Source organism: Streptomyces sp. H39-S7 (genome assembly GCF_027158205.1).
In the GTDB taxonomy this organism is placed as follows: domain Bacteria; phylum Actinomycetota; class Actinomycetes; order Streptomycetales; family Streptomycetaceae; genus Actinacidiphila.
In genome coordinates, this window is sequence record NZ_JAPVLU010000044.1 from 12279 (window position 1) to 38271 (window position 25993).

Sequence of the window (25993 nt, forward strand, 5' to 3'; positions counted from 1 at the left end):
GGGCTCCTCGGGGGCGTCGGGGTTCAGCGGCGGGTGCGGGCGCCGCCGGCGTGAGCGTGGGGTCGCGCCGCGGTGCGGGGACGGCTACCACGGGGGGTGCTGCTGCGGGCCCAGGCGGCGCGCGCGGCGGTGATGCGTGCCTGCTGCCAAGCCCGGAGCTGGGAAGGCAGTACGGAAACCGATGTGGTGCGGACCTGCGCGCTGTGCGGGACGCGGCCCAGTGGCCGCATCACGGGCTCGGGACTGGAAAGCGCGGTGGAGAAGGCTTGGACCAGGTGCATCGGGGTGCTGGCGGTGAACTGAGCGCTCCAGCCGTTGCCCTGCTGGTCCTTCGCACCCGACGACCACATCGCGGTGCCGCCGGCGGCCTGGTGGTACTGCATCCAGGCACTGCCATCGGGGCTGGTCACGGTGGGATGTCCGGCGTGGGGATCATGGCGCCAGCGCTGTTCCCGCAGCGGCGCCCACACGTTGGGGGCGTGCGCGGAGCGGGGCTGGGTGAGGGCGTCGGTCAGACCGGCGACGATCTCCACCGGCGTCTGCCGGCCAAGGACCGCCCACCATTCGTCCTGATGGCCGTTCGCCTTGCCGTGGATGGTCCATCCGCCCGGCAGGACGTAGGGGTCGTAGCCGACGCGCACGGTGCGGTCCGGGCTCTCCATGACCAATGGGCCACCCCGCTTGGACCGGTCCTGCCATCCCGAAGCGCGCAGGAATTCCGAGACGTGCCGCAGATCGCCACCGCCCGCAAGGCCGCGCGGTGCGACGAGGTAGTGCTGCTCTGGCTGCTCGACCGCCCCCCAGTTTCGCCGCTGCTGTTTGCTCATCGGTGCCGCCGGACCACGAGCGATGCAGGGGCGGGCGGCCTGCCCGCGCTGGTGGCGGGCTGTGCGGAGGCGCGCTGGAGCGTCTCCCGATACTCCTCCAGGTCCGCGCTGGTGTGGGCGAGGTCGTTCGCGGCTCGGCCTAGGGCGAGCCACACCTCGGCTGGCAGGGCGCCGCGCTCGGTCTGGTCCTTGGCGAATCTGCTCGCTGTGTCAACCAGGTGGGCGACGCCGCCGATCAGTCCGTGGTCGGGGTCGCACATCCGCGCGATGACCTGGGCGGCCTCGGGCGCCGGCAGCTGGGTGAGGTGCTCGGTGAGCTGGTCGAGCTGGCGGCTGATCTCGTCAGTGAGCCGCACCGCGTACGGGGTGGGCTGAGACATGCTCCTCCAGAAGGGGGTTGGTCAGTCGCGTGGGCGGTTCGCGACCTGTGGAATTTGGCGGGAACCGCCGTTGGGCGTGCGCCGGTCAGCGGGCGGGCCCGGTCCGGGCCGATGAGGACGTATGTGTGCAGGGGTATGGGCGGATCAGTCCGGTCGCGGCGGGGCTCGCGAATCCGCCGCTCTGCTTCAGCGAGTCCGGCGGGCCGGGGCCCGGGTCGCGGCAGGGGCCGGCGGCAGGGTGACGGTCGGCGCGGTTCTGGTGGCGGTGTGCTGGAGCGCGGTGCTGATGCCGAGGGCGTCGAGCTGGCGACCGATGGCCAGTACGGCGTGTGCCTGCACGGTGGTGTCGTCCCCACCGAGTCGGAAGATGCCGCTCTGCGGGTCCTGGACGAAGCCCTGCTCGCTAAGGACTGCGCCGGCCACTTCGCCGACCGGTGCGGCGGCGAGGCTGCCGTCCGGCTGCCAGGTCAGGACGACCCGCTCGGGCTGGGACGGCTGGACGCCGCCGATGGCGTTGTGGCGGACCTGGGCGAGGGCGCTGTCGTAGCGGGCGAGGAGGTCGCCCGCGACGGTCTCGGCACCTTGGAAGGGGTCGTCGACCAGCGCGATGCCGTTGGGCTCGGGAACGGCGCGGTATGCCTCGTCGGGAAGGTTCTGAGGGGCGAGGGCGGCGACGAGGAACCCGTCGCGATCGTCGTACCGATCCAGGACGAGGAACTGGGCGCCGTCCGGGCGGCTGAGGACGGCCGCATGCCGCAGCGCAGTCTCGGCGAGGGTGTCGGCGACGAGGTCCAAGTCCCAGACCCGGTCCGTCAGATCGATGAGGTCGTCCTTGTTCTCGGACGGAAGGTAGGTGCTGGTCCAGGCGCCGGACAGTTCCCCGGCGAGGACGTCGGCGTAGGAGGCGAGGCGCTCGGAGTTTTCGTGATCGGGCATGGGGTCCTTGGCTGTAGTGGAGGTCAACGGCGCAGCCCGGTGGCCACCGGGGGTGGCGGGGCGGGAACGGTGCGCGGTGGGGGCGGGCAGGCGCAGACGGCGGACCGCTCGCGCTCGGTGGCCGGCACCTGTTGGGTGCAGGCGCTGCGGCCGGGGTGCGGGGCGTGCCGGTCGGCGAGGGCGTTGCGGGTGTGGTGGAGGTCGGCGCTGATGACGGGCAGGCGCTCGTCGGCGAGGTAGCGAAGCCGCTCGGCGATGTGCGGGTCGGCGGCCTGGCCGAGGCCGTCGTGGAACTCCGCGGTGGCGGTCAGGACCTCGGCCAGGGCGGCGAGAATGCCGTCGTGCGCGGCGGTCAGCTCGGTGAGAGCGTCGGCGGCCTCACCGGTGGTGGTGGCCTGGCGGATCCGCTCGGCGAGCTGGGCCACGGAGGCGCCGAGTGTCGGGTAAGTGGCCGGCCGTGCCTCGGTGTCGAAATCCGCATCGCAGTCGACGTGGTAGCTGGCGGCTCGCAGCCTTGCCACAGCGCCGATGGCGAGGCGAGATTCCTCGTCCTGATCGAGACCGGTGGGGGTGCGGTGGTAGGTCTCGTGGACGCGCACGACAGGGACGAAACCTGCCCGCTGCAGAACACTGTGGGCTCCTGCGTCTCCGCCGCGGGCGAGGACCTCATCGGAGTGCGGATCGCGGCGGATGTCGAGGAAGCGGTCGGCGAGAGGTGAAGGAACGTTTCTCCTATGGTGATCGGTGGGTGGCGGACCGGACGGCGGGTGGTGCGGGGGCCACGCTGGGGCGGACGACCGACAGGTGGACTGCCGTGGTGTCGAGGTCCTGCTGGATGGCGTGGAGCCGGCGGGCGATCAGCTCCAGACGGTGTGCCGTGTCCGGCCTGGTGGCTCCTGGCTGGCGGGCGATCCGGTGGGCGGTGTGCTCGATGAGTGAGCGGACCGTGGCCAGCGGACCGGCGTGCTCGTCGGCGAGCTGCGACAGGACGCTCGCGAGGTGGCCTGTGGCAGTGGGTACGGGCGGGATGGGGGCCTGCGGCTGGGGAGCGGTGGGTGCCGGGGTCAGGCGCAGGTCCCCTTCAATGCGGCGGGCTTCGACCGAAAGGCGCTGCAGGACGCCGGCGGGCTGGGTGTTCCATTCGCCGTCGAGGCGGATCAGGTTGGCGATCAGGTCGAGGTGCCCGAGTTGGGCTTGGACGGCGATCCACCGACAGCCGTGCTCGTCGCCGGGGACCTCGATGCCTGCGGCGCGGGCGAGCCGGTGGGCGACCTCCGCCCACTCCGCCGATGACAGGTCACGGTCATCGTGGTGGAGCCGGGCGTGCAGGTGGAGGATCGCGCGCCGGTCCTCCGTGGGACTGGCGGCGAACGGGTGCTCCAGAAGCGGGTCTTCGAGGTGATCGGCCCACTGGGCGGACGTCCAGACCTTCTGCTCGTCCTCCAGGGTGTAGGAGTCCAGGCCCGGCCAGTGGGCGACCACCGTGTACTCGGTCAGTCCGTCATCCGGTGAGACCGGGCGGCCCAGTGCCGCGGTGAGCGGGTCGTGCGGGGTATGGGTGCGCTCGTGGACCTGGAAGATCACCGGCCGCCCCGGACGTCGGCGACGTGCACGAGCTGGTAGAGGGCGGTGATGGTGTACCAGCCGCAGTCGACAAGGGCGTTGGCGTCGGTGTGCTTCGGCAGGAGGTAGTCCTCCATGGCCCGCAGGTGGATCAGGCAGTCCGGGCAGCGGCGCGTGAGGTGGACGAGATAGCGGGGGTGGGCGGTGAGGTACGACTGTGCTCCGCCGGTCGCGTCGCGCACTCGCCATCCGTCCTCGTCGGTCGGGGCGTGCCAGGAGGAGGCGACCACGCGCACAGCGTCTCCCCACAGCTCTCCGCCGGCGACCCCTCTCAGGACGACGACCTGGTCGCCGGCCTGAAAATGGCCGTGGGTGATGTCCCGGACGGGGGTGAACGGGTCAGGCGTCGCAGCGAACGCCGGTATGGGTGGGGGTAGGGTCATCCGGTTCCTTCCACGTGAGACGTGATGCGGTGGGAGGAACAATGGTCCGGAAGAACGCCGGTTTGGCTAACCGGCGATCCCCGGCTATGTTCCCCCTTCGTCACCGGAACGGGTTCTCCGTCCCCTGGTCGTCCTCACCCGCCGCGTCGAGGAGTTCGGGCAGGTCAGAGCCTTCTACGTCCCTCTGGTCGATCCACCATCCGGCCCGCGTGACGCCCCGCGCTTTCTCCTCCATCTCCGCCCAGTCCGCCTCGTCCCAGGTCCCCTCGACGACCAGCGCGACGTGCGCGGCAGCCATCAGCTGGTGGCGGGAGCGCACACCCCAGTCCAGGGCCTTGTCCGGCCCTTCCAGCGGCGGCATGTCGAACTTCTCCGCCCATTCGACGGCAGCCTGCTGCTCCTGGGCACGCTTGGCGGCGAGCCACTCTTCCTTGGATGGGCTGTCAGCGTCCCGTGCTGCCTTCCAGCAGTCGGTGCAGTCCTTCGTGGCGAGCCAGCGGGCGAATCCGGCCCGTTTATCGGCGGGACGGTCGGACAGGTCGTGCTCGACTGCGTGGGAGCAAGGGTGCTGGACGGTCCATTGGGTGCGTACTGCCATAGATGGGTCTCCTCAAGTAAGTGGGCTGAAAGTGGTGTTGGGCTGCTGGTCGGGGGGTTTCGCTTCGGGGTGGGGCCGCGCGGTTGTACCGGCAGGGCCGGGAAGGTGTCCGGCCGGGCGCAGGTGCGGGCGCCCGGCGAGCAGGACAGTGAGAGCGAAGGCGGCGCCGGCTGCGGGGAGTGCGGCGCTGGCGAGGTGGTGCTCGGCGAGGCGCCCGGCCAGCGCGGTGCCGGCAGCCTGCCCGGCGCCGATCGACAGGATCAGCCACGCGTACGCCTCGCTGGTGCGGCCCGCAGGGGCCAGGGTGTCCGTGGTCAAGAACGCGCAGGCGACCACGACGGTGAGGAACGCCCCGGGCACGATGACCGCGGCGGTGGCCGCGCCCGGGCCCAAGACGGCCAGGAGCGGGAGCCACCCGGCCAGGAACGCTGCCCCACCGGTGATCAGTCGGCTGGTGGTGGTGCCCTTCCACGTGCGGCGTCCGTAGACCAGGCCGCCCAGGAGGCTGCCGATGGAGAAGGCGGCGGGGATGATCCCGGACAGCATGCTCTGGCCGTGCTGCTCGGCCAGGGAGACGGCCCAGACGTTCATCGCTCCGATTGCGAACCCGACCCCGGCAAGAGCGGCGAACAGCAGCACCAGACCCCAGCTGGTCAGCCTGCGGACCGACCCGGCGTGCGCACTGGCGGGCTGTGCGGGGTGCCAGCGCCGGGAGGGCGGTGCGAGGGCGACGACGGCGGTGCCGATCAGGCCGAGGGCGGCGGTAACGATCAGGGCGCACGATGGCTCGTACGCGGCGGTGAGTGCGGCGACAAGCAGCGGGCCGACGACGTACAGCAGGCCCTGGCTGCCGGTGTCGAGAGCGAGCGCCGCGTGCCGCATCCGGGGGTTGGGCAGCACGCTCGGCCACAGAGCCCGCAGTCCGACTTCCAGGGCTGGCGTGGACAGGCCGGCGGCGATGACGATCCCTACGGCGAGCGATGCTCCGCCGTGCAGGCCGACCGCTGGGAGAGCCACCAGGAACGAGGAGTTCGCCAGGGCCGCCAGCAGGTGTACGGCGGTCTGTCCGTGGCGGTCCATCAGGCGTCCCATGGCTGGCTGAGCCAGCGACGACGCGAGCCCGTACACGGCAGCGAGCATTCCTGCGAGGGCGATGCCGCTTCCCGAAGCGGTGGCCCACAGCATGATCGCGACCGGGGCCGTGGCGTTGGGCAGGCGGCCGGTGAGAGTGCCGGCGAGGAGCCGGGTGATGTGCGGGCTGCCCAGCACCGCGCGGTAGGTGATGCGCGGTGCCGGAGTCGAGGGTGCGGTCAAGGACAACGAAGGGCTTTCTGGGAACGGGAGGTTATGGGCGGCGCGCGGTTGTCGGAGTGCGAGGTGGCGGCGCAGCTGGAGGTGCGGTCTCCAGCGCGGGGCGTGGCCGGATCCGCGGAGGTTTCGGCACGCGGTGCGGCGGCAGGACGGCCACGGTGGCACCGAGGTCCTCTGCCGCGTCGCGGACCTCGCGCATCAGGGAGTCGAGCTGCCGCGCGAGTGCGTGGATCCGGGCGCCGATCTGCTGGCTCCTCACCGTGCCCAGCGCGTCGGAGAACTCCTCAGCGGCGTACAGGAGGTGCCCCAGGCGGACCATCGCACCCGCGCCGACGCCCTCTTGCGTGGCACTGAGCAGGACTCCGGAGACATCGCCCGCGGTACGGGCTTCGACCACCTCCCGGAGCAGCTCCTGCAGGGGCTGCTCGGGGACGGGCTCTGGGCGGTTGAACCGGGACGCGGCGTCGGGCCGTAGGACTCCGGGCGGCACTGCTCGGGGCAACGCCTGCCCGGCCGCGTACTCATGGACGTAGTGCCCGATGATCTCCCAGTCCGAGGCGTCCGGGTCTCCGGCGAGCGCGACCACCGTGGAGTCGTCGTCCTCGATGAGGTACGCGAGCGTGATGCGGCGACCGTCAGCCACATGCCACGACTCGATCAAGTCCAATGCCCCGCCCTGCCGTAGCGCGGCGTGCGCCCGCGCGGTCCAGCTCTGCCGTTCCTCATACGTCAGCCCGGGTTCGGGCTCGTGGTGCTGCTCGGCCAGGTCAGCGGCGATGGATCCGTAGTCTGCCCAGGCGGCGAGGTGAGGCCACACCAGGGCGTATTGGACACGCTGCGCGGCCGAGTCAGGCTCGGCGGGACGGTCGAGAACGCGGACGATCTCGGTGTGGGAGGTGGCGAGCGAGTCGAGCACCTCGCGCCACGCGCTCAGGGGTCCGGTGGGCGGCAGTTCATCGAGCGCGCGGTGAGCGGCGCCGAGCAGGCCGTCGGCGTGCGGGGCGAGGTAGGTGGTGTACACCTCCACGGCTGCCGTGTTGCGGTGGGCGAGAGCATCCGCGGCGGCGCCGGGGTGCGCGGTGCGGCCGTAGCGGTCACGGGTCGTGTCGAGCGCGTACTGGGTCTGGGTGTCGATCACGGACATCCGTAGCCGGAACTCGCGGGCCTGTTGCGCGAGGCGCGATGCCTCCGCCTGGAGGCTGTCGGGATACGGGTCGCCGGCGGGCGTCATCGGGCTCGCCCCTCGCCCGAAGACAACGGGCTGCGGGTCGGGGCAACAAGGCCCAGGCCGGCGTGCTTTGCGAAGCAGATGTGGTCAGACAGGAGGAATCCCTCGGTCGTCGTGGTCGTGTGGTGGTGTCTCAGCGTGTTCTGCGGATGGCGTCGGTGGCGGCTTTGGCGATGGCGGCGGGGGTGCTGGAGGGTTGGGGCAGGTGGAGGGGGGTGGTGCCCGGCAGGTGGCGGGACTCTTTGGTGAGGGTGAGTTGGAGTACGGCGCAGCCGGCGGTGGTGAGGCGTTTGATGCGGGTGAGGGCTTGGGCGGTTTCGCCGTCGGTGTAGTGGGCGTCGGTGACGATCACGAGGAGGCGGCCGGTGCCGGGGCGGCTGAGGTCGAGGCCGTGGTCGAGTGCGTCGATGGCGTCGCCGAGGTTGTGGTTGCCGCCGTTGGCATGGAACGTCGTCACACGCTCTGGTGCCCGGTGGGTGGGTCGGGTCAGTGCGGTCAGATTCATGTCGTAGGCGATGGTGGCGGTGCGGGAGTCGGGGTCGGTCAGGGCCGCTGCGCGGGCCACGATCCATGCGGCGGACGCGACGGGTTTGCAGGCGGCCGACATGGAGCCCGAGACATCGACCGCGATCCCCACCCTCAACGGTGGGGTGGGGGAGTTGCGGCGGCGGGTGTGGGTGAAAGGCTCCGCGGTGGGTATCGAGCCGGCGGCGCGCTGGGCGTCGCGGGCGAGGGCTTGGCGCATGTTGAGGCGGCCGGGCGGGGTGGGGCTGGTGGTCCGTTCCTCGGCGCGTTCGCGGTAGGCGGCGGCGCGAAGGGCGCGGCTCAGGCGCGCGGCGGCGCTCTGCTCGGCGGCGGTGGGTTTGCGGCTGCCGGTGACCGGGTTGCTGGAGGGCGCGGGTGTGCCGTCGGGGCTGACGGTGGTGCCGCGTGGGTTGAAGACCGACTTGGCGGTGGCGGCGGCTTTGCGTCGCTGGCCGGCCTGTTGGGCGCGGTCGTTGGCCTTCGCCCGGGACTGTGCTGCCACGGCGTTGTTCGAGGCAGCGTGTGCCGCGAGGTCGGCGGCGTCGTTGGCGGCCATGTTGTCCAGGACGACCGTCACGGCGCCGGACAGCAGATCGGTGAGGTCTTGCGGTACGGCGGGCAGGGCAGGGGCGGCGGTGTCCAGGGCGTCGCACCAGTCCTGGGCGTGTTGGAGCATGGTGGTGGCGTCGTAGTCGGCGCACCGGTGGGCTGCGGTCCAGATGCCGGTGAGGGTGGCCAGCAGGGGCGCGCCCAGGACCCTTTCGCACAGATCGGCGACGGCTTTGGTCTCGCCGGCGTCCAGGATGCCGGCGTCCCGGCGCCCGAGCATCAGGGCCGCCGCACTGGCGGCCTGCTCGACGCCCTGAAAGCTGGGGTTGGCGATGTCGGGCATGACCAGGGTCCGGGCACTGGTGCGCAGGTACGTGCGGTCGGTGGGCCGCCTGGTCAGATGGGCGCCCTCGACGCGGCTCTCCTCCAGCAGCAGCGCGGCCTCGACGACGCGGGGTTCCGCACCGGCCGGCTCCTCCCACACCGAGTGGGCGGCGTGCGCGGCCTCGTGGACGAGGACCCCCCAGGCGGCGGGATATCGTTCCTCGTCACCCACGATCCGCGGGTGCACCTCGTGGGGCTGGAGGGGGGCGAACAGCTTGGCATCGAACTCCACCTCCGCCAACCGGGGAAAGTAGGCCGCCGGTGCGCCGGAGCGGGTGCCGGGACGGCAGATGACGAGCAGGTCCTGGCGGCCGGACAGCGCGACCAGCCGGTCGCCGAGCTCGGCTCCCACCCGCAGCCACGCCGCCGGGGAGGAACGGGGCTGTGCGGGCGGGGCACCGTCGTCGTCCCAGCGCGTGAGGTCAGCGTCGTCGGGCGTGGTGGCGGAGGACTGGACGTGGTGATGGGCGCTCATCGCGAGCGGCCCCGATAGGCGGAGCCGGTGCTGCCCGGGGGCTGCCGGGCGACCGACGCACTGCCAGCGGAGAGCTGCCGGCCCAGGGTGAGGGGCGCGACCTGCTTGACGCCGGCGATCTTGCCGACGGCGTCGGCGACGGCGTCGCGGTCCTCCAGGGGAGCGATGCCGATTAGGTTCGCGAGCGCGGCCTTGGTGCCGAGGACGGCCTCGGTCTTCTGGTAGCTGAGCAGTTCCCGCAGCTGCGGTGCCCAGCCCATCTCGCCGAGTTCGACCTGCCGCGCGAGATGCCGGGCGATCCGGACCACCCGGGCATCGATCTTCAGAGCCAGGGCGAGATCGTAGTCCGTGCCGACCTGAATCTGCACGCTGAACCGGGACGCCAGCGCCTCCGTCAAAACGGCGCCGTGCACGCCCGGATTGTGGCCCGCCACCACGTAGAAGCCGGGCTCGGCCTTGATGGTCTCGCCCTTATGGGCCTTGACCTGGATCTGGCGGCGCCCGTCCATGGCCGGGTAGAGGGCGGCCAGCACCTTCGGTGAGATCAAGGTGGCGTCGTCGATCAGCAGGGCGCGGCCCTCGGTCATCGCGGCGACCAGCGGACCGTACTGGAAGACGTACCCTCCGCCGTCGGCTTGCGTGTACTCGCCGATCAGGTCGCCGACCGTGGTGTCGCCGTCGCCGGCGACGGTGACCAGGTCAGGAAACGCGGCCTCCACCAGGGACGTCTTGCCGGTTCCCGGGGGACCGTAGAGCAGCACCGGCACGTCGGCGTCACGCAGACGATTCAGCGCCTCGACGTCGGGCAGATCGGCCAGCTCCCGGGGATGGTAGAGCTGGCCTCCCGCGCGGCGGATCGGGCCGCCCTGCTGGGGCGTGCGGGCCGCGGGAGCGCTGATGCGGGCCGTGGCCGCTTGGCGGGGAGCGTGGGTTCCCGGTGGGCTGATCACTGCGGCCTGCGCGGCTGCGGCGGTCTTCTGATTCGCGCGGAACTGCGGCTGTCCGGTGCCGTGCTGGTCGGCCTCGCCGCGTCGCGCCAGGGTCAGGGCGGCGTTGCGGACGGCGCCGTGGGAGTGGCCCAGCTGCCTGGCCATGTCCCCGATGGTGAGGCTGTCCGCGGGCCGGTCGGCCAGCAGCCTGGCCACCTTGGCCCGTAGTTCGCCGGCTTTGGTGCGTGCTGTGGCGGGCGGTCCGGGTGTGGTCAAAAAGAGGATCCTTCAACGAATCTGCGTGCGGGCGGGGTTGGCAATGCAGGTGCGGACGGCCTCGGCGTGGGAGGTCCTATCGCTGGTCTGTGCGGGCGTGCCCGGCGGGGGAGCACCGTCGGCGTTCACAGGCTGGCCGATGCTCGGTCCAGGGACACGGGGTGGCCGGCGGCGCGCGGTTCGCCGGCTGCCGTGCAGGTCCGCGGCTCCGGTCCGCGGCGGTTTCCGCGGGTTGGGCGGGCTCAGCCGGGAGTCTCCTCGAAACCGGACTGAAGCAGGATCCGCCGGGCGGCGGCGTTATAGCCGGTGGTGGTGATCTCGCCAGTGGTGCTGTGCCGGATCGGCGCGAACGGCTGGACTGTGCGCTCTGCTGGCGCCGCCTCGTGGACGGGCCAGGGCCCCTTCACGACGAGGGTGCGGGTCGCCGACAGGGATTCGAGCGCCTCCCTGCGGCGGTCTGTCAGGTCCTGTTCGATCCTGGCCAGGGCGTGCGTGAGTGTGTAGGCGGGGACGGATTCCCGGTTGGGGTGGGTCTCGTCGAGGCAGGGATCGACTGCGGTACGGGCACGGGCGATAAGCCGCTGGGCGGCGTGGAGCAGGCCGCCGTCCTGCAGGAGGTGTTCCAGGAGTTGGTCGAGCTGATCGCTGTCGGCTGTGGTGAGGTGGCCGGCAAGTTCGTGCAGTGCCGCAGCGCTGGCCTTGACGTCGGCGACGGAGTCGAGAGGATGCGAGGTCAGGACTTCTCCGTGATGTTCGATTCGCGGCTTGGAGGGCTTGGGCGGCAGGTACCAGCCGGGCTCCAGGGGGCTCGGCGTGCGGGGCCGGTACGGGGGGCCCGTAGCCGGCCTTCCACTGTCCGTACGTTTCTCGGTCGGCGTCGGTCGTCGCGTGTCCGGTGACGGTGACGGTGCGGTTGTCATGGGCGGTGTCGGGCCGTCCGCAGGGGTTGCTCCTAGCGGTGCGCGCGAGCCGGCAATCCTGCAGCAAGCACCGGCGGGCGGCTGCTGGCAGGAGGCTTGGGTGGTGTGGGGTCCGCAGCTCGGCGAGCACTGCCTTCGGCAGGAGCGCCGGAATCCGCAGGCGATGGGCAGCGCCCATGTCGGCTGATCATGAGCAAAACACCCAGCTGGGCGAGCTTGGAGACCACAGTCGGCAACGGGCTCGCAAACGAAGTCCTGCGGTGGGAAGCACTTAGTCGTGCGAAGAGGTGCGTTGGTGACGGGATCCCTGCGAGGCTGCTGTGGTGGGATTGTCCTCGTGGGCCGCTGCGGAGCCGATGCCCTCTGCTCGTAGTCTGATTGGGGAAACTCATCACTGGGTCGTGCGTGCGAGGGGCGTGGGAATGAGGGCACTGGAACCGCTGGGTGCGGACGACCCGAGCGAGGTGGGGTCGTACCGGTTGCTGGGGGTGCTTGGGCACGGCGGGATGGGGCGGGTGTATCTGGGGCGCAGCCCGGGTGGCCGACTCGTTGCGGTGAAGGTGGTGCACCGCCACTTGGCGGGCCACGAGCGGTTCCGTTCGCGGTTCGCGAGAGAGGTAGCGGCGGCGCGGCTGGTGAATGCAGCCCAGGACCGCGACTACACCGCCGCCGTACTCGCCGCCGATCCGGAGGCCGAGGTTCCGTGGGTGGCGACTGGCTTCGTGGCGGGCAGCGACCTGACGCACATTGTGGAGGAGCACGGTCCACTGCCTCACCGGACCGTACGCGCGCTGGGAGCCGGGCTGGCCGAGGCACTGAAAGCTGTGCATGCCCACGGGCTCGTGCACCGGGACGTCAAGCCGTCCAACGTGTTGCTTGCGCTCGACGGACCGTGTTTGATCGACTTCGGTATCGCCCGTGCCGCTGAGACGGCGACCCGGCTTACTTCGACCGGCATGGCCGTCGGTTCGCCCGGTTTCATGGCTCCCGAGCAGGTCACCGGCGAAGCGGCGATCGGGCCCGCCACGGACGTCTTCGCGCTCGGCGCCGTGCTCGCCTATGCGGCTAGCGGCCACCAGCCCTTCCCTGGCGACAGCGCCGCCCAACTGCTGTATCGGATCGTTCACGTCGAGCCGCGGCTCGACGGTGTCGAACCGGATGCCATACGTGAACTGGTCTCCGCCTGCCTCGCCAAAGATCCTGCCGCCCGTCCAGAACTGCTGGAGGTCATCGGGGCCCTGGCTGGCGAGCAGGGTGCGGGCGCGTTGCTGGAGGACTCCTCCCGGTGGCTGCCCACGGCAGTCGCCGAGGGCATCGGCCGCCGGGCCGTCGAGCTGCTTCAGTTGGAGTCTGGGCCGCCGGATCTGGAGCCGCCCGTACGAGGTCCCGTGCCGCCTCACCCACCCACGGCCGTAGACCCGGCACCGGCCTCCGGTCCGGGCGCCGCCACGCTGACAGCGATCACCAAGCCGAAGCCGAAGCCGAAGCCTGCGGCCAAGCCTGCGAACGAGGGGAAGCCCGCGCCTGCGCCCACGGCATCGGCGAAGCCGAAAGCCCCGGTGGCCGAGTTGAAGAAGCAATTCGGACTGGCCGTAGGAGTCGTCCTGGTGTTCGCCGCAGTGGGCCTCGGCATCTGGATCGACCGTCATGGAAGCGACCAACCTGACCAACCCGTCGCCCTTCCCGCCTCCTTCATCGGACGCTGGAACGACTCCCAGAACGGCTACGGCAACGAGCTCGAACTCAAGGCCGGTCGGGTCGGCGAAGAAGTAGGCACGCTCACAGCCGACATCGATGGCCAGAACGGCTCCGCTACCTGCACATACGGCCTCAGGCTCAACCGTACGGCGACCGACAGCTTTTACGCAGACCTTGACGCCGATCCGACGTCCGCCAATCGTGCTGCCTGCAGCACCCCCGTGAAGATCAAACTGCAGACCCAGCGTCTCAAGGGAGCGAACGGCGAAGACGTCCTTATGTTCCTCGCGGGCAAGCCGGTGACCAGCCTCAACGTGTTGTCACGCGCGAGCTGATCAACTGGCGATGCACCTAGGTACGCACGCACAGGACACCGTCCCACGGGTGCTTGCTTCCAGGCCGACGCGCGGTGCCGCGCCTCGTCCAGCTCGACGCTCGTCGGCGAACTACGCTCGTCGGCGGGCGTAGTTGCTTGACACGGGTCGCTGGTCGAATGACACGGGCAGGGTGGGCCAGGGCGCTGGCGACGTGGTCCGCGTCCACGAGGGCCAGCAGGGCCCCTTGCTGGCTGTGGAGTGCCGGTCGTCCATGATCACGCGGAAGTGCTCACGAAACCGCGGAACCTATAGGCGGTGTAGGGGGCGCGCTTTCGTGAGCACCGGCTCCTGCGGAAACGCTGGATTCCGCGAGCGGTGAGCAGAGGGCGTGTCGGCTGATCATGAGCAGAACTGCCGGCCGTACCACAAAGAGCGGTCGCTCTCGGTGACGCGCCGAGGATCCGGGCATGGCCACGAGGCCAGAGTTTGTGCGGTTCGTATGGGCTCCACGGGAAGCTCGTCGGGGGCGCGGGCGAACTTCAATGGTCGCGATGATCGCCGGTTACCCAAACCGGCGATCATCGGCTATGTTGCCGCCGCCTCGATGGTGTCCCGTACCGATCACTTCGTCATCAAGGGCCGCCAATACTGAGGTTCATGGCGGGCCCGCCGCTGCCGCTAGCGCCCTGTCAATAACACCTTTTTGGACAATAATTGGCGGTCTGCGGCTTTCATCGGACTGGGGTGACTGGCGTGCGTAATGTCCCTTTCTGGTGCCGGGCGCTTGGGTCCCCGCACCAGAAAGGGAAGGGGTCTCATGCCGCAGTCCCGTAGTGCCGGGGAACGTCTGGATCTTGTGCGCGAGACGGTGCAGGGCTTCCAGGGGGCGCGCGCCGAGTCACGCACCGCGCGCCGACGTGGGTTGTCGCGGGGGCAGAATCTGCTGCTGGGTGCGGCGCTGCATGCCGCGGCCCGTCTGGAGCAGGGTCTGGAGGCGACCGAACTGGAGAAGAGCCTGCTGGAGATCCTGCGGGTGGCGGCCGACGACGACACCGAGATCGCCGCCTGGGGGCAGGTCTTCGCCGACCAGCGTGCGACCCGGGGCGGGACGGGCATCTTCCCCGACGCGATCAACGGGCTGGACGTGAAGAGCGGCTACGACTTCGCCGACCTGCGCGCCGATCTAATCCGGGTGACCCCGGAGATTGTGGCGCAGCCGAACGTCGAGATCGTGGAAGTGAACGGGCTGGAGCTCGACGGGCCCAAGGACAGCGATGAGTTCCTGGAGGCGATGGGCCGCTACGGCACCGGGGTGAGCGTGTTCACCGGCAGGCCGTCGGAGCCGGCCGCGACGGACACCGGGGAGGCAGGTGCAACGCCCGCCGCGGCGGCGCTCCCGGCGCCGCTGAAACTCACGCTGCGCCCCTCGCGTTTCGAGTGCGAAAAGCGCTCGGGCGAGTTGGGGAGGGACGAGATCTACTGGGCGATGACAGTGGGCACCGACACCGACTCGACGTACGCGGTGAAGACGCCCGAGTTCGGGTCCATCGTCGCCGGCAGCCACCGCGAATTCCCCGTGATCATCCTGGAAAACGGCCCCGTACGCAGCTATGTGTCACTGAACATCGAGTGCTGGGAAGCCGACGACAGCTCCGGCGGCTTCTACAACGCCCTCCGCGATGCCCTGAGCTACATGTCCAAGCGCCTCGCGGACGCCTCCAAGAACCAGAACTACACCCCGCCGGACCGCGAGTTCGACGCCGACGGCTGGGCCGCCCTGCTCGCCATCGTCGGCGAACTCATCAACGCGATCCTCGGCTGGCTCACCAACGACGACGACCTCGTCTGCGAACGCTCCATCGGCCTGTCCCACGCGGCACTCACCCGCTACTTCACCGGGGACCGCGAAGAATGGTGGAAGTTCGACGGCGGCGACGACGGACGCCACAAACTCTGGCTGCGCGGCAAAGCCCAACTGCTTCCGCGTAACGTCAAATTCAAGTCTCAGATCAACGGTGCATGGTCCTTCACCAACCAGGGACTCGACACCGCCGGCCAGGTAGGCACCACGGCTGCGGGGGCCGCCTTTAACGGCGTTCCCAGCTATTTCTACACAAACTCCGCCACTCATCGTCTGTACTGGAAACCCGCCGCCAACCAGGCGGGCCAGGTCATCCATCAGGCCGTCACGAAGGTTCCGCCCGGCGTGGCCGTGCACGACGGCGCCCTCTACTGCATGCACGTCGGACTCGACAATGCCGTGTACTGGAACAAGCGCACGCCCAGCACGGACTGGACCCCGCACACCCCCATCCCGGGATGGGCCACGACCGTCAGCCCCGCCCTGGCCTCGCACAACGGCACCCTGTACTGCGTCCTGACCGCCATGGACGGCTCGGTGCGCTGGTCGAAGTTCACCGGCTCCTCTTGGACCAGCACCACCGTCATCGGTGGCTGGGGGACCCCCCGCGCCGCCGCCCTCACCTCGCACGGCAGCAGCCTCTACCTGGCACACCTGGGGTTCGAGGGCCGCATGTGGCTCTCCTCCTCCAGCAACGGCTCCGGCTGGTCCCAAGCCCAGGCCCTCAGCGACTGGAGCAGCCTGGAAGCTCCCGCGCTGGGCTCGGCCGACGGAAAGCTGTACTTCGCCTGGCGCACCGTGGACGGCACCCTGCGCGTCAGCACCCACAACGGCAGCACCTGGTCCGCCCCCACCGATCTCCAGACCGGCGGCTACGGCGCACCCGCCCTCATCACCCGCCCAGGCTCCGTCCAAGTCCTCTACGTCGCCTAGCCCCCCGGCCGGGGCGGCGAGCCGCCCCCGCCGCACCCTCTCGGCGGCCGCGCGCCCCTGGCCGCCTCCACCCGGCCTTGACCACTGCTCCCTGCGGCCCGAGCTGCTAGTCCTTCGCGGCACCTCGAAACCCCGCAGGCGGAAAGTTCGGGGCTGCGGAGCAGGGCAGTGTGCAGACGCCGGAGCCGAGATCGGTTGTGGTGTGGGGGCGGGTTCGCCCCGTGGACGACAGCAAAGGATGCGTCCGGATGGCTACAGGCACAGTGAAGTCGTTCAACGGTGAGAAGGGCTTCGGGTACATCTCGCCGGACGGTGGAGGGCCGGACGTATACGCCCACTACACCGCAATCCAAACCCAGGGCTTCAGAGACCTGCAGGAAGGCCAGAGGGTCGAGTTCGACATCACCCAGGGCCCCAAGGGCCCCCAAGCCGCGAACATCCAGGTCGGGTAGAAGCAGCCGGTCCGGATCCCGCCGCGCCGGGCTGCCGGCCAACCTTCGGGAGATGAGCTCCCACCCCGTGTCTAGCGTTTGCCCTCTGTTCGGCACTCGGATGCCGCGAGGCTGGTGAGGCCGGACATGCATCCCCGCCCCGGTACAGGCGCCGATGGCTCGTACCGGGCGTGGCCTGGTGTGTCTATTTGGTGCCGAGGCTTGTGGGCCGGAGCCCCGATCCTTGAAGGTATGCCATTTCCATGGACGCCGGCAGGGGCGAGCCATCGGGTTGCAGTAGTTCGATGGTGGGGTCTACGCCGGCGTAGATCGTGAGGCTGCGGGTCTGCGGAGCCGTCTGTGCAGTTGGGGCTTCGCTGGCGACGGCGCTTACGGCGTATACCGCCACTGCTGTGCCCGTCTCGTCAACGACCCTGATTCCCGAGGGGATCGCCGTTCCGCCACTGAGGGTCAGCGTGGGCATACCGTCCTCTGAGTACGTCAGGGCGAGCGTTCCTCTCTGCTCCGGCGTGATGTCCTGCACCAGCAGCTTCGGGACGCCAGTATCGGCGGCTTGCCCGTCGCTCGGGGACTCATTCGGGATCTCAACCATGGGCGTTCCTCCAGGTGTTCGCTCTACTACGGACAGCGATTCAGCGTCCCGTGATCAAGGCTTCACGACTACCCCACCCCCGACTCTGGGCACCCTCGTACGCCCCGCAGGCCCCACAGCCGCAGGCAACCGGTGGCTTCCTCGCTCTCCGGGCGGAAGTGGTTTCAGAACGGGATGGGCAGGGACTGCTCCCGAGCTTCGGCCGCGGTAAGGCATGCGTCAGCGGAAGCGACGTAGTACGTCGTCTCGCCCTGGAGGCTCGGGAAGCAGCTCTGTTCGTAGGCGTACTCCTGAGCCACGCACGCCATGAATTTGGTCGGGTTGCTGGGGTGAGGGTAGTTGCCGTCGGCCCGGCCCTCGCAGGAGAACGGAGCGGGGTCCTGGAGCGCGGCCGGTTGCTGGGCCCCCGCGGCGGAAGCGGCGGCGAGCACGGCAATACCGCTCAGGGCGAGGCTCGTAAGGATCTTGTTCATCACGCCCCGTACAACGTCGCGGACGGCGAGATGTCGCGGGTCGTCACCCGAGCGGGTGGGCGTTACCGGGCGGCGAGGTGGGCTGTCAGGCGGGAGGCGGAGGTGCCCATGCCGGTGGGGCCGGCCGGAACGCGTCCCGGCCCAGGGCGGGAGGGGGAGGCCGAGGCGGGTGCGGGTGCGGCGGGGGTGAAGACTTCGTGCCAGTCGTATTTTCCTGACGTCACGTGCCATTCGAGCATGGCCCGTACGACCTTCTTGATGCCGGCCGTGTACCTTTCCAGCCGGTCGTCCGCGATGCCGTCCTTGCCCGCGGACTGCGCCATGTAGTCGAGCGCGGTCATGTCGGCGTTGATGCGGTCCACGAGGAAGGTGACGGCTTCCACCGAGCTCTTGCCTTCGTGGGCCATCATGGCCGCGATCAGGTTGTACACCTCACCTGATGCCATGTCGCGGTTGAAGCCGAAGATGTCGTTGTACCAGCAGACGGCGTTCATGAACCGCACATGGGTGTCCGCCACGGACGGGTGCCCGTAGATCTCCTCGGGCAGGAACGCGTTCAGCGCGATCTCGTTCCACGGGATGAACATGTCCATCCCGTGGACCTGGATGAACTTGCCCAGGATGTGCGCCGTGGTGGGGATCCGGCGCTCGTGCCGTACTGCCCCGCTCTCATCCAGGGAGACGTTCAGCCAGTTGTCGATGACGCTCGCATGGCGCTTCAGCTGGTCCAGCGGGGAGATGGCCCGCACCTGGGCCCACAACTCGGCAAAGGTGTTCAGGGTGCGGGCGCCCCACGGGTCCCGGCAGGGACCGGGGACCCCTGCCCACAGGATCGGTCGGAACGCCTGGACGTACTCGACCTGCTGGGCGCGGTATTCGTCGCCGCGGGGTTCGTCCATGAAGTCGTCGAGGATCCAGAAGAACGTCAGGAGCTTGTCGGCCAGCGCCAGGTAGTCATACTTCGGGGCGTCGCACCACATGCGGGCGTGGAGGTCCGGCATGCACTGCCGCTGCAACCGCCCCAGAACCTCCTCCTCGCTCACCCCCGGGTAGGGAGGCGCCATCCCCTTCTCCACGATCCACTGAAAATTGTCCTTCTTGAGCCGCTCCGCCTGGGGGTGGATCCCGACTTGCGGGAACGGGCAGACGATCTCAGGGACCTCCGGGCTCGCCCGCGGCACGGCAAGCCCGCGTACGGCGGGGATGGGAAAGCTATCGCGGACGGCGGGAGAGCTCAGGTCATCGAGCGTGAGTACGCGTGCCACGGGGGACCATCCTTAGGACCAGTCAGCCGGCCCGCTCGGTACCTCTATTCGCACCATGGCCAGGCCGCCCGCTGGGGAACGTCACTATCCGTAACAACGGGCGAGTGGACCAAAACATCAGGAAACGAGGCGGGACATCATGGAGCCTCCGGAGCTCCGTTGACGCATTCAACCGCTGGTGCCCTCGCGCGGGCTCCGCAACGTCCTGGCTACCACTCGATGCGGTGAACGCGACCGCGTCGAGGTTTGCGGTAGAACCCGCCGCGGCAACACGAAGCAGCAGGCCCCTGCTGAGCTTCGGCTCATGGCGACGGTCCGGCCTGATCCGGTACTGGATCAGGCCGGAGCGGGCCGTGACTAGATCTCGCCGCCGTCGTCGCCGAACTGCATCCCCTCAGGGCGATCTTGCTCGTAGACGTGCTCATGGGCTACTACCGAGAGCATTTTCGCGGGGTTGGTGGGGTGCCGGTAGTTGCCGTCAGGCCGTTCAAGGAACTCGGGATAATGCTCGGTCGCGAGCATAAGCTCTCCTCCGGTAGGCGTTACTGGCCAAGGGTGCAGCCGCATCCTGGCGGCAATAATGTCTCCTGCCACCCCACAAACCACAACATCCCGATTGGGGAGCGGCGCGCTTCCCTGACGGTTTGAACCACCCTGGTTCCGCTTTCCGAGGTCGAGCCCTGCGGATGGGGCACGTTCAAGCTCGAGCACTGGAATGGCCTGCCTGGGCTGGTCGCGGCCGGTGGTGGCGTACAGGTGCAGCAGTATCCGCAAGGAACTCGGCGCCGCCGCATGGCCGACCGTCTCACGGTGCGGCAACCGGCTCGGGCCCAGGGCGCCAGGCGCGATCAAGCCGGGCCTGGGTGATCCGGGCCGGGCGGCTATGGTCGGTCGTGGTCGAGGCGCTGTAGCAGTAGTTGCGCTTCGTTGAGCAGGGCCTGGCCGCGTGCCGTCGGGGCGACGGGGCGTTTGCGGTGGTTGAAGATCGCGAAGCCGGCGGCTGTCTCCAGCTTCTTCAGGCGCCCGTTGAGGGAGGTTCGGGGGATGCCGAGCGTGAGGGCCGCCGCGCGGCGCGTGCGATAGCCCGGAAGCAGCAGGGGAGTCCGTAGTTCTTCCAGTGCGCCCACGCGCGTGCTGATCCGTTCCATGTCCGGCGACAGCGGCACGCCGAGGTCGGCGAAGGGACTCGGCTGCCACGCCGGCGGTGCGCTGTGGCCTGGCGGATGGCGGGGGACGCCCCACGCGTCGAGGAGCTGTGAGACGTTCGCATTGGGGGCGGCCAGTTCCCGGGCGATGTCGGCCACCGTTCTGCCCTTGCCGTGGTACTCGGTGCGCAGCCACGCCGGATCGACCGATCGTTTCAGTTCGCCCGGTGCGCGGTGGGGTTGCAGCGGGATGTTTGCTTGCTTCAGCGCGGTCTTGACGATCGAGGTGGTGCATCCGGCGAGTTCGGCGATCTGCAGTTGCTGCAGGCCCTGCCGCTGATAGAGGTCGCGCAGCTGTTCGGGTACCAGGTAGCCCTGGCGGGGTGGGCGGGGGTAGTTGCCCTTGTTGTGCGGGCGGGTCTGCGCGCTCAAGCGGCGGTTCTCCATCAGCAGGCGCAGTTGGTGGACCGTGAGGCCGAGGCTCTGGGCGACGTCACGGGCGGTGGAGTTAGGGGTCAGCAGGGCGCGGACGTGCTCGGTGGGGGTGGTGACGGGCGGTTGGGGCAGGGGGATGTTGTCGAGCCAGTGTGCTGGCGGCTCCCACGTCGCCGGCTCGTCGGTGATGTGGTGGCCGGCGAGGTTGCGGTGCGCCTGCTCGTCGAGGAAGGCGAGGATCTCCGGGTGCGTCCGGTAGGCGAAGCGGTGTGTCCAGGCGGGTGCGTGGTTGCCGGGCTGCGGGTCGGCCCCGAGCAGGAGCCGCCGCAGCTGCCAGCGCAGCCGGTAGAGGTGGACTTGTTGGAACTGCCGGGTGCCCAGGCTCTTGCAGAGACGCCAGTGGGCGTTCTCGTCGAGGAGCAACGGACCCGTCTCGTCGGTGAACAGGGCGCGGCGGCGTGCGTAGTCGATCGGCACCTCATGGGTGTCGAGCACGCGCGCGTAGCGGGACAGTGTGCTGCAGATGTGATCGACGTCGACGAAGGCCAGCAGGGCCTCCAGGTTGCTGCGGAAGTGCGGATTGCCCATGATCCGGGCGGCCCCGCGGTGTCCGGCAGGCCCGTCTGGAATGAGCATGAGGCTGGCGCAGGCGCGTCGCAGGCCCGCGATCCTCGGCTGGTGCGGGCTCTTGGGCGGCAGCAGCCGCAGCGTCCAGGACGGCCAGAGCATGCCGGGCATCTTCGCCGCCCGTACAGTGATGTCGGCCTCGCTCAGGGAGGGCTCGGCGGGCTCGGCGGTCGCTGTGCCGTAGCGCAGCCGGGCCTTGAGCGTGAGCTGGCTGTCGGACGCAGCGAGAAGGCGCTGGATGACGCGGGGGCCTGCGGGCCTCCAGTTGATCAGGTTCCGCGTGGGGTGTTCGCGCAGCTCACCCACTTCGCGGTCCGGCGCCAGGCACATCCACGTGAACACGTCCTCGCACCGCGGATGCCCGGGATCGGTGGCGATCGCGGCCAGGGTGGTCCCGATGGCAACGTTGCGCGCGTCGTGGATCTCCATCGCCGCGGCGCCGGCGAGAAGCTCGCCGCCGCAGGCCGTGATGATCTCGCGGGCGATGGGTGGCACGACGTCGGGCCGGGTGCCGATGTTGCGTAGCGCTCGTCGTCCCAGGTGTGACAGTTCCCCGGCCCGTTCGCGCGCAGCAGCGCTGCGATGATCCGCGATGACGTGCGCGTTGACGTCGGCCTGCGACAGCAGGACCGCATCGCCTTCGGCGAGAGAGAGGACGGGGGCTTCGGTCAGGGGGTAGCCGCAGCGGGTGCCGCGGCCGTCGCGCTCGGTCAAGGAACGGCAGGCTTGTGGCCTAGGCAGCATGCGGTGATTTCCGCCGCTGAGTACGGGTGGGTGCTTGCCACAGTGCGGGCACCGGTCGAGGAGCAGGAGCAGGAGCCGGTGTCGGCTGCAGGCGAAGGTCCAGCCCAGGCGCCAGTGCACCTGCCATTGGCCCCCGTTGCCGGCCAGGCAGGCGGGACAGTATCGCGAGGTGGTGCCGTAGAACCGCCAGTGGGCGGGCGCTCTCAGCCGCCGGGTCGGCCCGGTGATCCGCACGAGGGAACCGTCGAACGCCTCCAAGGTCATCGCCCTCAGCTGCTCGGACCCGACGCCGGTGCGCCGCTCCAGCAGCTCCAGCTCGCCCTCGGTCAGGCGCCGGACCATCCTGCGCACGGATGCGTGCGGCAGCCCCAGGTAGTCGGCGAAGTCCACGGTGTGCGTGCGCAGGCGGTGAGCGTAGCGCTCGCACCAGCTGTCCAGGGCCTCCCCAGGGGAGGGCAGTACCCCGATGGGGATGCGCTCGTCACTCCAGCCCGTCATGCCGACCTCCTCCGGCGTCGTGGATCCTGGGGCCGCGTGGTCTTGAGACCGGCCTTGATCTCGGCCTCCAGTTCCTTGCGGGCCTCCTCGGCCGCGGCGTCGTTCTTCACCTGGTTCATCAACTCCTCGTCCAGGCGCTCGTGCCCACCTCGGATCGCGCGCAGGCAGCCACGATTGACCAGCGCCATCAGCGACGCGAAGTGCCCGGTGGAACGGGCGAAGAGGTAGTCCGAGAGGTCCTCGGCGAGCATGCCGGGGTACTTCTCGGCCAGGACGAGCTTCTGCTCGATCGTCTTAAGCAGCTGGTGCCACTGCAGGCGGCCCTCGTCGTCATCGACCTGGAAGGGCAGCAACGTCAGCGCCGTGGTACGGCGCCCGAACTGTGCGAGCGGGCTCTCCCGCGGTGAGAACCCCTCATGGAGAATGCCGCGTTCCTGGACGCCGACACCCACGTAGATCAGCGTGACGGGGAAGACGTTGGAGAGGTACTTGAGTTGGTTGGCCATGCGGACCGCGTTCGACTTCGAGCCGGCCAGAAAGTGGATGTCGTCGATGACCATGGCGACGGTCTTCATCGACAAGACCGCGTCCACGGCCCGCTCGGCCAGCGTGTCCGCGTCTCCCTTGACGGGCAGGCCGTAGAACCGGCAGATCGCCGCGTTCAGACCGCGGATCAGCGTGTTGCCACTGAGCGCGATGTAGATGACCGGCACCCGGCGGGCGCCGCCCGGCGTGGTGTCTCCGCGCAGGTTGACCTGCCGCCTGAACAGGTCGCAGCCGTACGCGCGCACCGCCGTGCTCTTGCCGAGACCCGGATGGGCGTCCACCAGGGCGGCCGGTTTGGTCTTGTTGCCGTCCTGCCGGTTCGACTCGACGATCTCCCGCAAGTCCGCATGGAGCGCGAGCAGCTGCGGGGTGTCGATGGGGCCGATGTTGGCGTGCCAGACCTCCCGGCTGTCGTTGTGCACCGCGAGCGCCCGCGGCGCAAGGTCGGCGATCTGGGGACGGCTCAGGTGCTCGGGCCGGATCCGGTCAGGGCCGTAGACCTCCTGCAGCCACCCGGATAGCCGGGTCGGGCTGTACTGACGGTCGTCGCCTTCGAACGGCTCGGCGTGTACGGCACTGCCCGCCGTACTCAACGGCTCTCCCAGACGTCGGCGTAGTAGTCGTCCTCGTCGATCGCGGCGCCGTTCTCCTCGCCAGGAAAGGCGGCTTCCAGCTCATCGTCTTCGTCATCGTCCCCGCCCGGCACCTCAGCCGTGCCATCGATGACCCGCAGGTCCGGGCCCTCCGTGTCGGTCTGTTGGGCCCCGGGCCCGCCAGCGGCCGCCACGTTCCGCAGAGAGGGCAGAGAGGCGATGAGGTCGGTGTCGGCGGGCGTCTCGTCCTCGCCGACCATGAGCAGTCGTTCCTGGGACAGCCGCACCGCCATGCGGCGCTCGGTACGATCTCGCGTCAGCCCCGCACCCCAGCGCTCCAGCAGCTCGACCAGGGTGCGCTTGGTGTCCGGGAAACGGTCCTTCTGCCGGGCGAGGCGACGGGCGTACCCCAGCGCTTCCCGGCTCACCGGGCCTCCGAGAGCAGCGGCATGCTCCCAGTTCAGGACGTGCCAGTCCCGGATCTGCGGGTCCTGGAAGTACGCCTTGGTGATGTCGCCGGAGTCGATGGCGATTGGCCACTTTCCCGCGTCCACTCCGCGGTAGGGGCTGGGCTGGTTGCGGTGGCCGTTGAACCCGTCCCCGTTGTAGCGCAGGCTGTCGATGTCCACGCCGTAGTGGTGGATCGGGACGCGGAACTCTTCGAGGAAGTCCAGGGCGAGATGCGGGCGCAAAGGAATCCGCAGCGGGCCGGCGCGGGTGACGCCGTGCTCGAACATCTCCAGCGGGCTGAGCTTCAGCCCCGGCACCTCCGGGATGCACAGCCCGCGATGGCGGCGCCGGTGATACACCGTCGTGATCCAATCCCGGATGACCGCTTCGAGCTCGTCGAGGAAGAAGAACGCCTCGTCCTCGACCTTCTCGCCGCGGCTGTGCACGTCGGCGCCCTTGTAGCCGGGCAGCGCGGCCAACAGGCCCTGGTTCAAGGTCCGGAACCAACGCTCGACCGGCTTGTCGGTCGGCGTCTTGGGCCGGGCGGGCTGCAAGGAGATCCGCAGCTTCGCGCAGACGCTCTTGATATGGTTCGACAGATAGACCTTGCCGTGGTCGAAGATGATCGTTTCAGTGGCGACCGTCGGCAGCAGCGGCTGACCATCCCGGTCCACGAGCTTCTCCGCGTCGACCACCACGGTGGACGGCACCCCGGCATACGGCAGCGGCTCCCCGCCGCCGGTGTGGGCCTCGCGCGGACGGACCGTCTCATACAAGACCCCAGCGACATCAACGGACTTCGTCGAGACCGGTGTCAGCCGCAGACCCACGATGCACCGGCTGTAGAGATCCATGGCGACCGTCAGCTCGCACCTAACCCACCGGCAGGTCAGCGGCTCCATCGCGAAGACGTCCAGGCTGTTGGTGTCCAGGACCACGTACTCGCCCGGCCGGGTGGCACGCAGGCGCCCGTACGTGCCTTTCGGGGCGTCCGCGATCGACCGCTTGCCCTTGGTGCTGCCCTCGAACGCGTTGGTCCCCTTGGCCAGTTGCCGCAGCAGCTCGTAGCCCATCGTGCTCGCCGGCAGCGGCACCGGGCCCTTGCCGTGCTCCTTGACCAGCCGCTCCTCGATCTCGGTGAGGATCAGCCCGCGCACCGGACGACTCGCCTTGACGTGCGCCTTCAAGACCTCCTCCGCCATCTCCACCCAGCGAGGATCCGCCCGCTCCACCACGCTGCGTACCGGACGGTCGATCACGAGCCCGGCCGGGCCGGACTTCTTGAAAGCCGCGGTCCAGCGGCGGACCGTGCTGGCCCCGACGCCAAGCTCAGCGGCCTTGACCGCATAGCGGTGCAGCAGCGGAATTCCCGGCGCAAAGTCCTCGCGCGGCTCTCCTTCGAGGGCCAACGCGGCGTCGCCGAGACGGAAACCGGTCAGGACCTCCTGGACGTGCTGGACCTTCGCGGTCAGCTCGTCGTCTTCCTCTTCGGCCAGGCCGCTCAGCAACGCTGCCGATGCCGTCGTCTCTTCCGGGGCCGGTTCCAGGATCTCGGTGCTGGGATGGCTGAGGAGTACGGAGATGTCGACCTGCCGCAGCTTCGGCGGCCCGGCCACCGCGGACTGCCGCAGGAGAATACGCCGTCCTTCGATCTCCGCGACGGTGAACTGCTCACCGTCGAAGGCGATCGGCAGCCCGGGCCGCAGCGTCGTCGTCCACTGGCTCATCCATGCCTCCGCAGAATGCACTCCCCCGACAGCGGCCCAGCTGTGAGATCCGTGGTCAGCCGCCCCGACCACAACAGCGCCATCAGCGCCGGACGGGCTACCTCGGGCTTGCCGTCTCCGGCCAGTCGTCGCTCAGCGAGCCCCAACTCCTCACCATCGACGACCTCCTGCCAAGCCCGTTCGACTTCGGCGACGGGCACGACACCGGGATGGCGATAGGCGGCCAGGAACCGGACGTTCTCCAACAGAGCCGGATCGGCTCCCGACCAGATCTCGTACTGCCAACCATGGCG

At 69.7% G+C, this 25993-nt stretch carries 25 protein-coding genes; 5 read left to right on the forward strand and 20 right to left on the reverse strand.

All coding sequences use genetic code 11. The features are described 5' to 3' along the window. Nucleotides 1-23 precede the first annotated feature (23 nt). The 4 genes from O3X23_RS32950 to O3X23_RS32965 form a co-directional block, all read right to left on the reverse strand. Nucleotides 24-827 (reverse strand): DUF317 domain-containing protein, encoded by an 804-nt coding sequence (locus O3X23_RS32950; RefSeq protein ID WP_269276095.1) that lies wholly within the window; start codon nucleotides 825-827, stop codon nucleotides 24-26. Further along, a complete protein-coding gene (locus O3X23_RS32955; protein WP_269276096.1) occupies nucleotides 824-1207 on the reverse strand; it encodes a hypothetical protein in 384 nt (127 codons plus the stop codon). Before O3X23_RS32955 ends, O3X23_RS32950 begins: the two co-directional genes overlap by 4 nt. Before the next feature lie 186 nt (nucleotides 1208-1393). Beyond that, on the reverse strand, nucleotides 1394-2143 hold the full coding sequence (locus O3X23_RS32960) for a hypothetical protein (protein ID WP_269276098.1): 750 nt from the start codon (nucleotides 2141-2143) through the stop codon (nucleotides 1394-1396). A 23-nt stretch (nucleotides 2144-2166) separates the two neighbouring features. Next, complete coding sequence (locus O3X23_RS32965) at nucleotides 2167-2742, reverse strand: hypothetical protein (RefSeq protein ID WP_269276100.1); 576 nt, start codon at nucleotides 2740-2742, stop codon at nucleotides 2167-2169. On the opposite strand from O3X23_RS32965, the gene O3X23_RS32970 reads away from it, so the two are divergent. Beyond that, nucleotides 2731-2862 (forward strand): hypothetical protein, encoded by a 132-nt coding sequence (locus O3X23_RS32970; RefSeq protein ID WP_269276102.1) that lies wholly within the window; start codon nucleotides 2731-2733, stop codon nucleotides 2860-2862. The two genes, O3X23_RS32965 and O3X23_RS32970, sit on opposite strands and share 12 nt — an antisense overlap. A gap of 13 nt (nucleotides 2863-2875) precedes the next feature. On the opposite strand, the gene O3X23_RS32975 is transcribed toward O3X23_RS32970, so the two are convergent. From O3X23_RS32975 to O3X23_RS44350, 8 genes are all read right to left on the reverse strand, one after another. Then, entirely contained in the window at nucleotides 2876-3727 is an 852-nt protein-coding gene (locus O3X23_RS32975) for a relaxase/mobilization nuclease (protein ID WP_269276104.1), read from the reverse strand. Beyond that, entirely contained in the window at nucleotides 3724-4149 is a 426-nt protein-coding gene (locus O3X23_RS32980) for a hypothetical protein (protein ID WP_269276106.1), read from the reverse strand. Before O3X23_RS32980 ends, O3X23_RS32975 begins: the two co-directional genes overlap by 4 nt. Nucleotides 4150-4249: 100 nt before the next feature. Beyond that, nucleotides 4250-4747, reverse strand: coding sequence for a hypothetical protein (locus O3X23_RS32985; RefSeq protein WP_269276108.1), 498 nt, complete (start codon nucleotides 4745-4747; stop codon nucleotides 4250-4252). Nucleotides 4748-4759: 12 nt separating this feature from the next. After that, nucleotides 4760-6067 (reverse strand): MFS transporter, encoded by a 1308-nt coding sequence (locus tag O3X23_RS32990; protein ID WP_269276110.1) that lies wholly within the window; start codon nucleotides 6065-6067, stop codon nucleotides 4760-4762. A gap of 25 nt (nucleotides 6068-6092) precedes the next feature. Next, nucleotides 6093-7289 (reverse strand): hypothetical protein, encoded by a 1197-nt coding sequence (locus O3X23_RS32995; protein ID WP_269276112.1) that lies wholly within the window; start codon nucleotides 7287-7289, stop codon nucleotides 6093-6095. Between the two features lie 130 nt (nucleotides 7290-7419). After that, nucleotides 7420-9219, reverse strand: a complete 1800-nt coding sequence (locus O3X23_RS33000; protein WP_269276114.1) for a VWA domain-containing protein — start codon at nucleotides 9217-9219, stop codon at nucleotides 7420-7422. Then, a complete protein-coding gene (locus O3X23_RS33005; protein WP_269276174.1) occupies nucleotides 9216-10364 on the reverse strand; it encodes an AAA family ATPase in 1149 nt (382 codons plus the stop codon). The genes O3X23_RS33000 and O3X23_RS33005 overlap by 4 nt, the downstream gene beginning before the upstream one ends. Nucleotides 10365-10666: 302 nt before the next feature. Further along, nucleotides 10667-11344: a hypothetical protein gene (locus O3X23_RS44350; protein ID WP_443048050.1), complete on the reverse strand. Its 678-nt coding sequence runs from the start codon at nucleotides 11342-11344 to the stop codon at nucleotides 10667-10669. A 422-nt stretch (nucleotides 11345-11766) separates the two neighbouring features. Here O3X23_RS44350 and O3X23_RS33015 point away from each other — a divergent pair, with 422 nt between their 5' ends. The 4 genes from O3X23_RS33015 to O3X23_RS33030 all read left to right on the forward strand — a co-directional run bounded on the left by O3X23_RS33015 (nucleotide 11767) and on the right by O3X23_RS33030 (nucleotide 16605). Beyond that, nucleotides 11767-13377, forward strand: coding sequence for a serine/threonine-protein kinase (locus tag O3X23_RS33015; protein WP_443048051.1), 1611 nt, complete (start codon nucleotides 11767-11769; stop codon nucleotides 13375-13377). Between the two features lie 370 nt (nucleotides 13378-13747). After that, nucleotides 13748-14011 carry a hypothetical protein gene (locus O3X23_RS33020; protein ID WP_269276115.1) on the forward strand — a complete coding sequence of 88 codons (264 nt, stop codon included), beginning with the start codon at nucleotides 13748-13750 and terminating at the stop codon, nucleotides 14009-14011. 165 nt (nucleotides 14012-14176) lie between these two features. Continuing rightward, complete coding sequence (locus O3X23_RS33025; protein WP_269276116.1) at nucleotides 14177-16153, forward strand: hypothetical protein; 1977 nt, start codon at nucleotides 14177-14179, stop codon at nucleotides 16151-16153. 248 nt (nucleotides 16154-16401) lie between these two features. Then, the gene (locus tag O3X23_RS33030) at nucleotides 16402-16605 is read left to right on the forward strand and encodes a cold-shock protein (RefSeq protein ID WP_269276117.1); all 204 of its coding nucleotides are present in this window, start codon (nucleotides 16402-16404) and stop codon (nucleotides 16603-16605) included. Nucleotides 16606-16789: 184 nt separating this feature from the next. Here O3X23_RS33030 and O3X23_RS33035 read toward each other — a convergent pair whose 3' ends face one another. The 8 genes from O3X23_RS33035 to O3X23_RS33070 all read right to left on the reverse strand — a co-directional run bounded on the left by O3X23_RS33035 (nucleotide 16790) and on the right by O3X23_RS33070 (nucleotide 25945). Then, nucleotides 16790-17197, reverse strand: a complete 408-nt coding sequence (locus O3X23_RS33035) for a CS1 type fimbrial major subunit (RefSeq protein WP_269276118.1) — start codon at nucleotides 17195-17197, stop codon at nucleotides 16790-16792. Nucleotides 17198-17361: 164 nt separating this feature from the next. Next, complete coding sequence (locus O3X23_RS33040) at nucleotides 17362-17670, reverse strand: carbohydrate-binding module family 14 protein (protein ID WP_269276120.1); 309 nt, start codon at nucleotides 17668-17670, stop codon at nucleotides 17362-17364. A 62-nt stretch (nucleotides 17671-17732) separates the two neighbouring features. Continuing rightward, nucleotides 17733-18935: a terpene synthase family protein gene (locus O3X23_RS33045; protein ID WP_269276122.1), complete on the reverse strand. Its 1203-nt coding sequence runs from the start codon at nucleotides 18933-18935 to the stop codon at nucleotides 17733-17735. A gap of 357 nt (nucleotides 18936-19292) precedes the next feature. Next, nucleotides 19293-19457, reverse strand: coding sequence for a hypothetical protein (locus O3X23_RS33050; RefSeq protein WP_269276124.1), 165 nt, complete (start codon nucleotides 19455-19457; stop codon nucleotides 19293-19295). A 359-nt stretch (nucleotides 19458-19816) separates the two neighbouring features. Further along, nucleotides 19817-22384 carry a TniQ family protein gene (locus tag O3X23_RS33055; RefSeq protein WP_269276126.1) on the reverse strand — a complete coding sequence of 856 codons (2568 nt, stop codon included), beginning with the start codon at nucleotides 22382-22384 and terminating at the stop codon, nucleotides 19817-19819. Beyond that, entirely contained in the window at nucleotides 22381-23523 is a 1143-nt protein-coding gene (locus O3X23_RS33060) for an AAA family ATPase (protein WP_269276128.1), read from the reverse strand. The genes O3X23_RS33055 and O3X23_RS33060 overlap by 4 nt, the downstream gene beginning before the upstream one ends. After that, the gene (locus O3X23_RS33065) at nucleotides 23520-25700 is read right to left on the reverse strand and encodes an integrase (RefSeq protein WP_269276130.1); all 2181 of its coding nucleotides are present in this window, start codon (nucleotides 25698-25700) and stop codon (nucleotides 23520-23522) included. Before O3X23_RS33065 ends, O3X23_RS33060 begins: the two co-directional genes overlap by 4 nt. Beyond that, on the reverse strand, nucleotides 25697-25945 hold the full coding sequence (locus O3X23_RS33070) for a hypothetical protein (RefSeq protein ID WP_269276132.1): 249 nt from the start codon (nucleotides 25943-25945) through the stop codon (nucleotides 25697-25699). Before O3X23_RS33070 ends, O3X23_RS33065 begins: the two co-directional genes overlap by 4 nt. Between the last annotated feature and the right edge of the window lie 48 nt (nucleotides 25946-25993).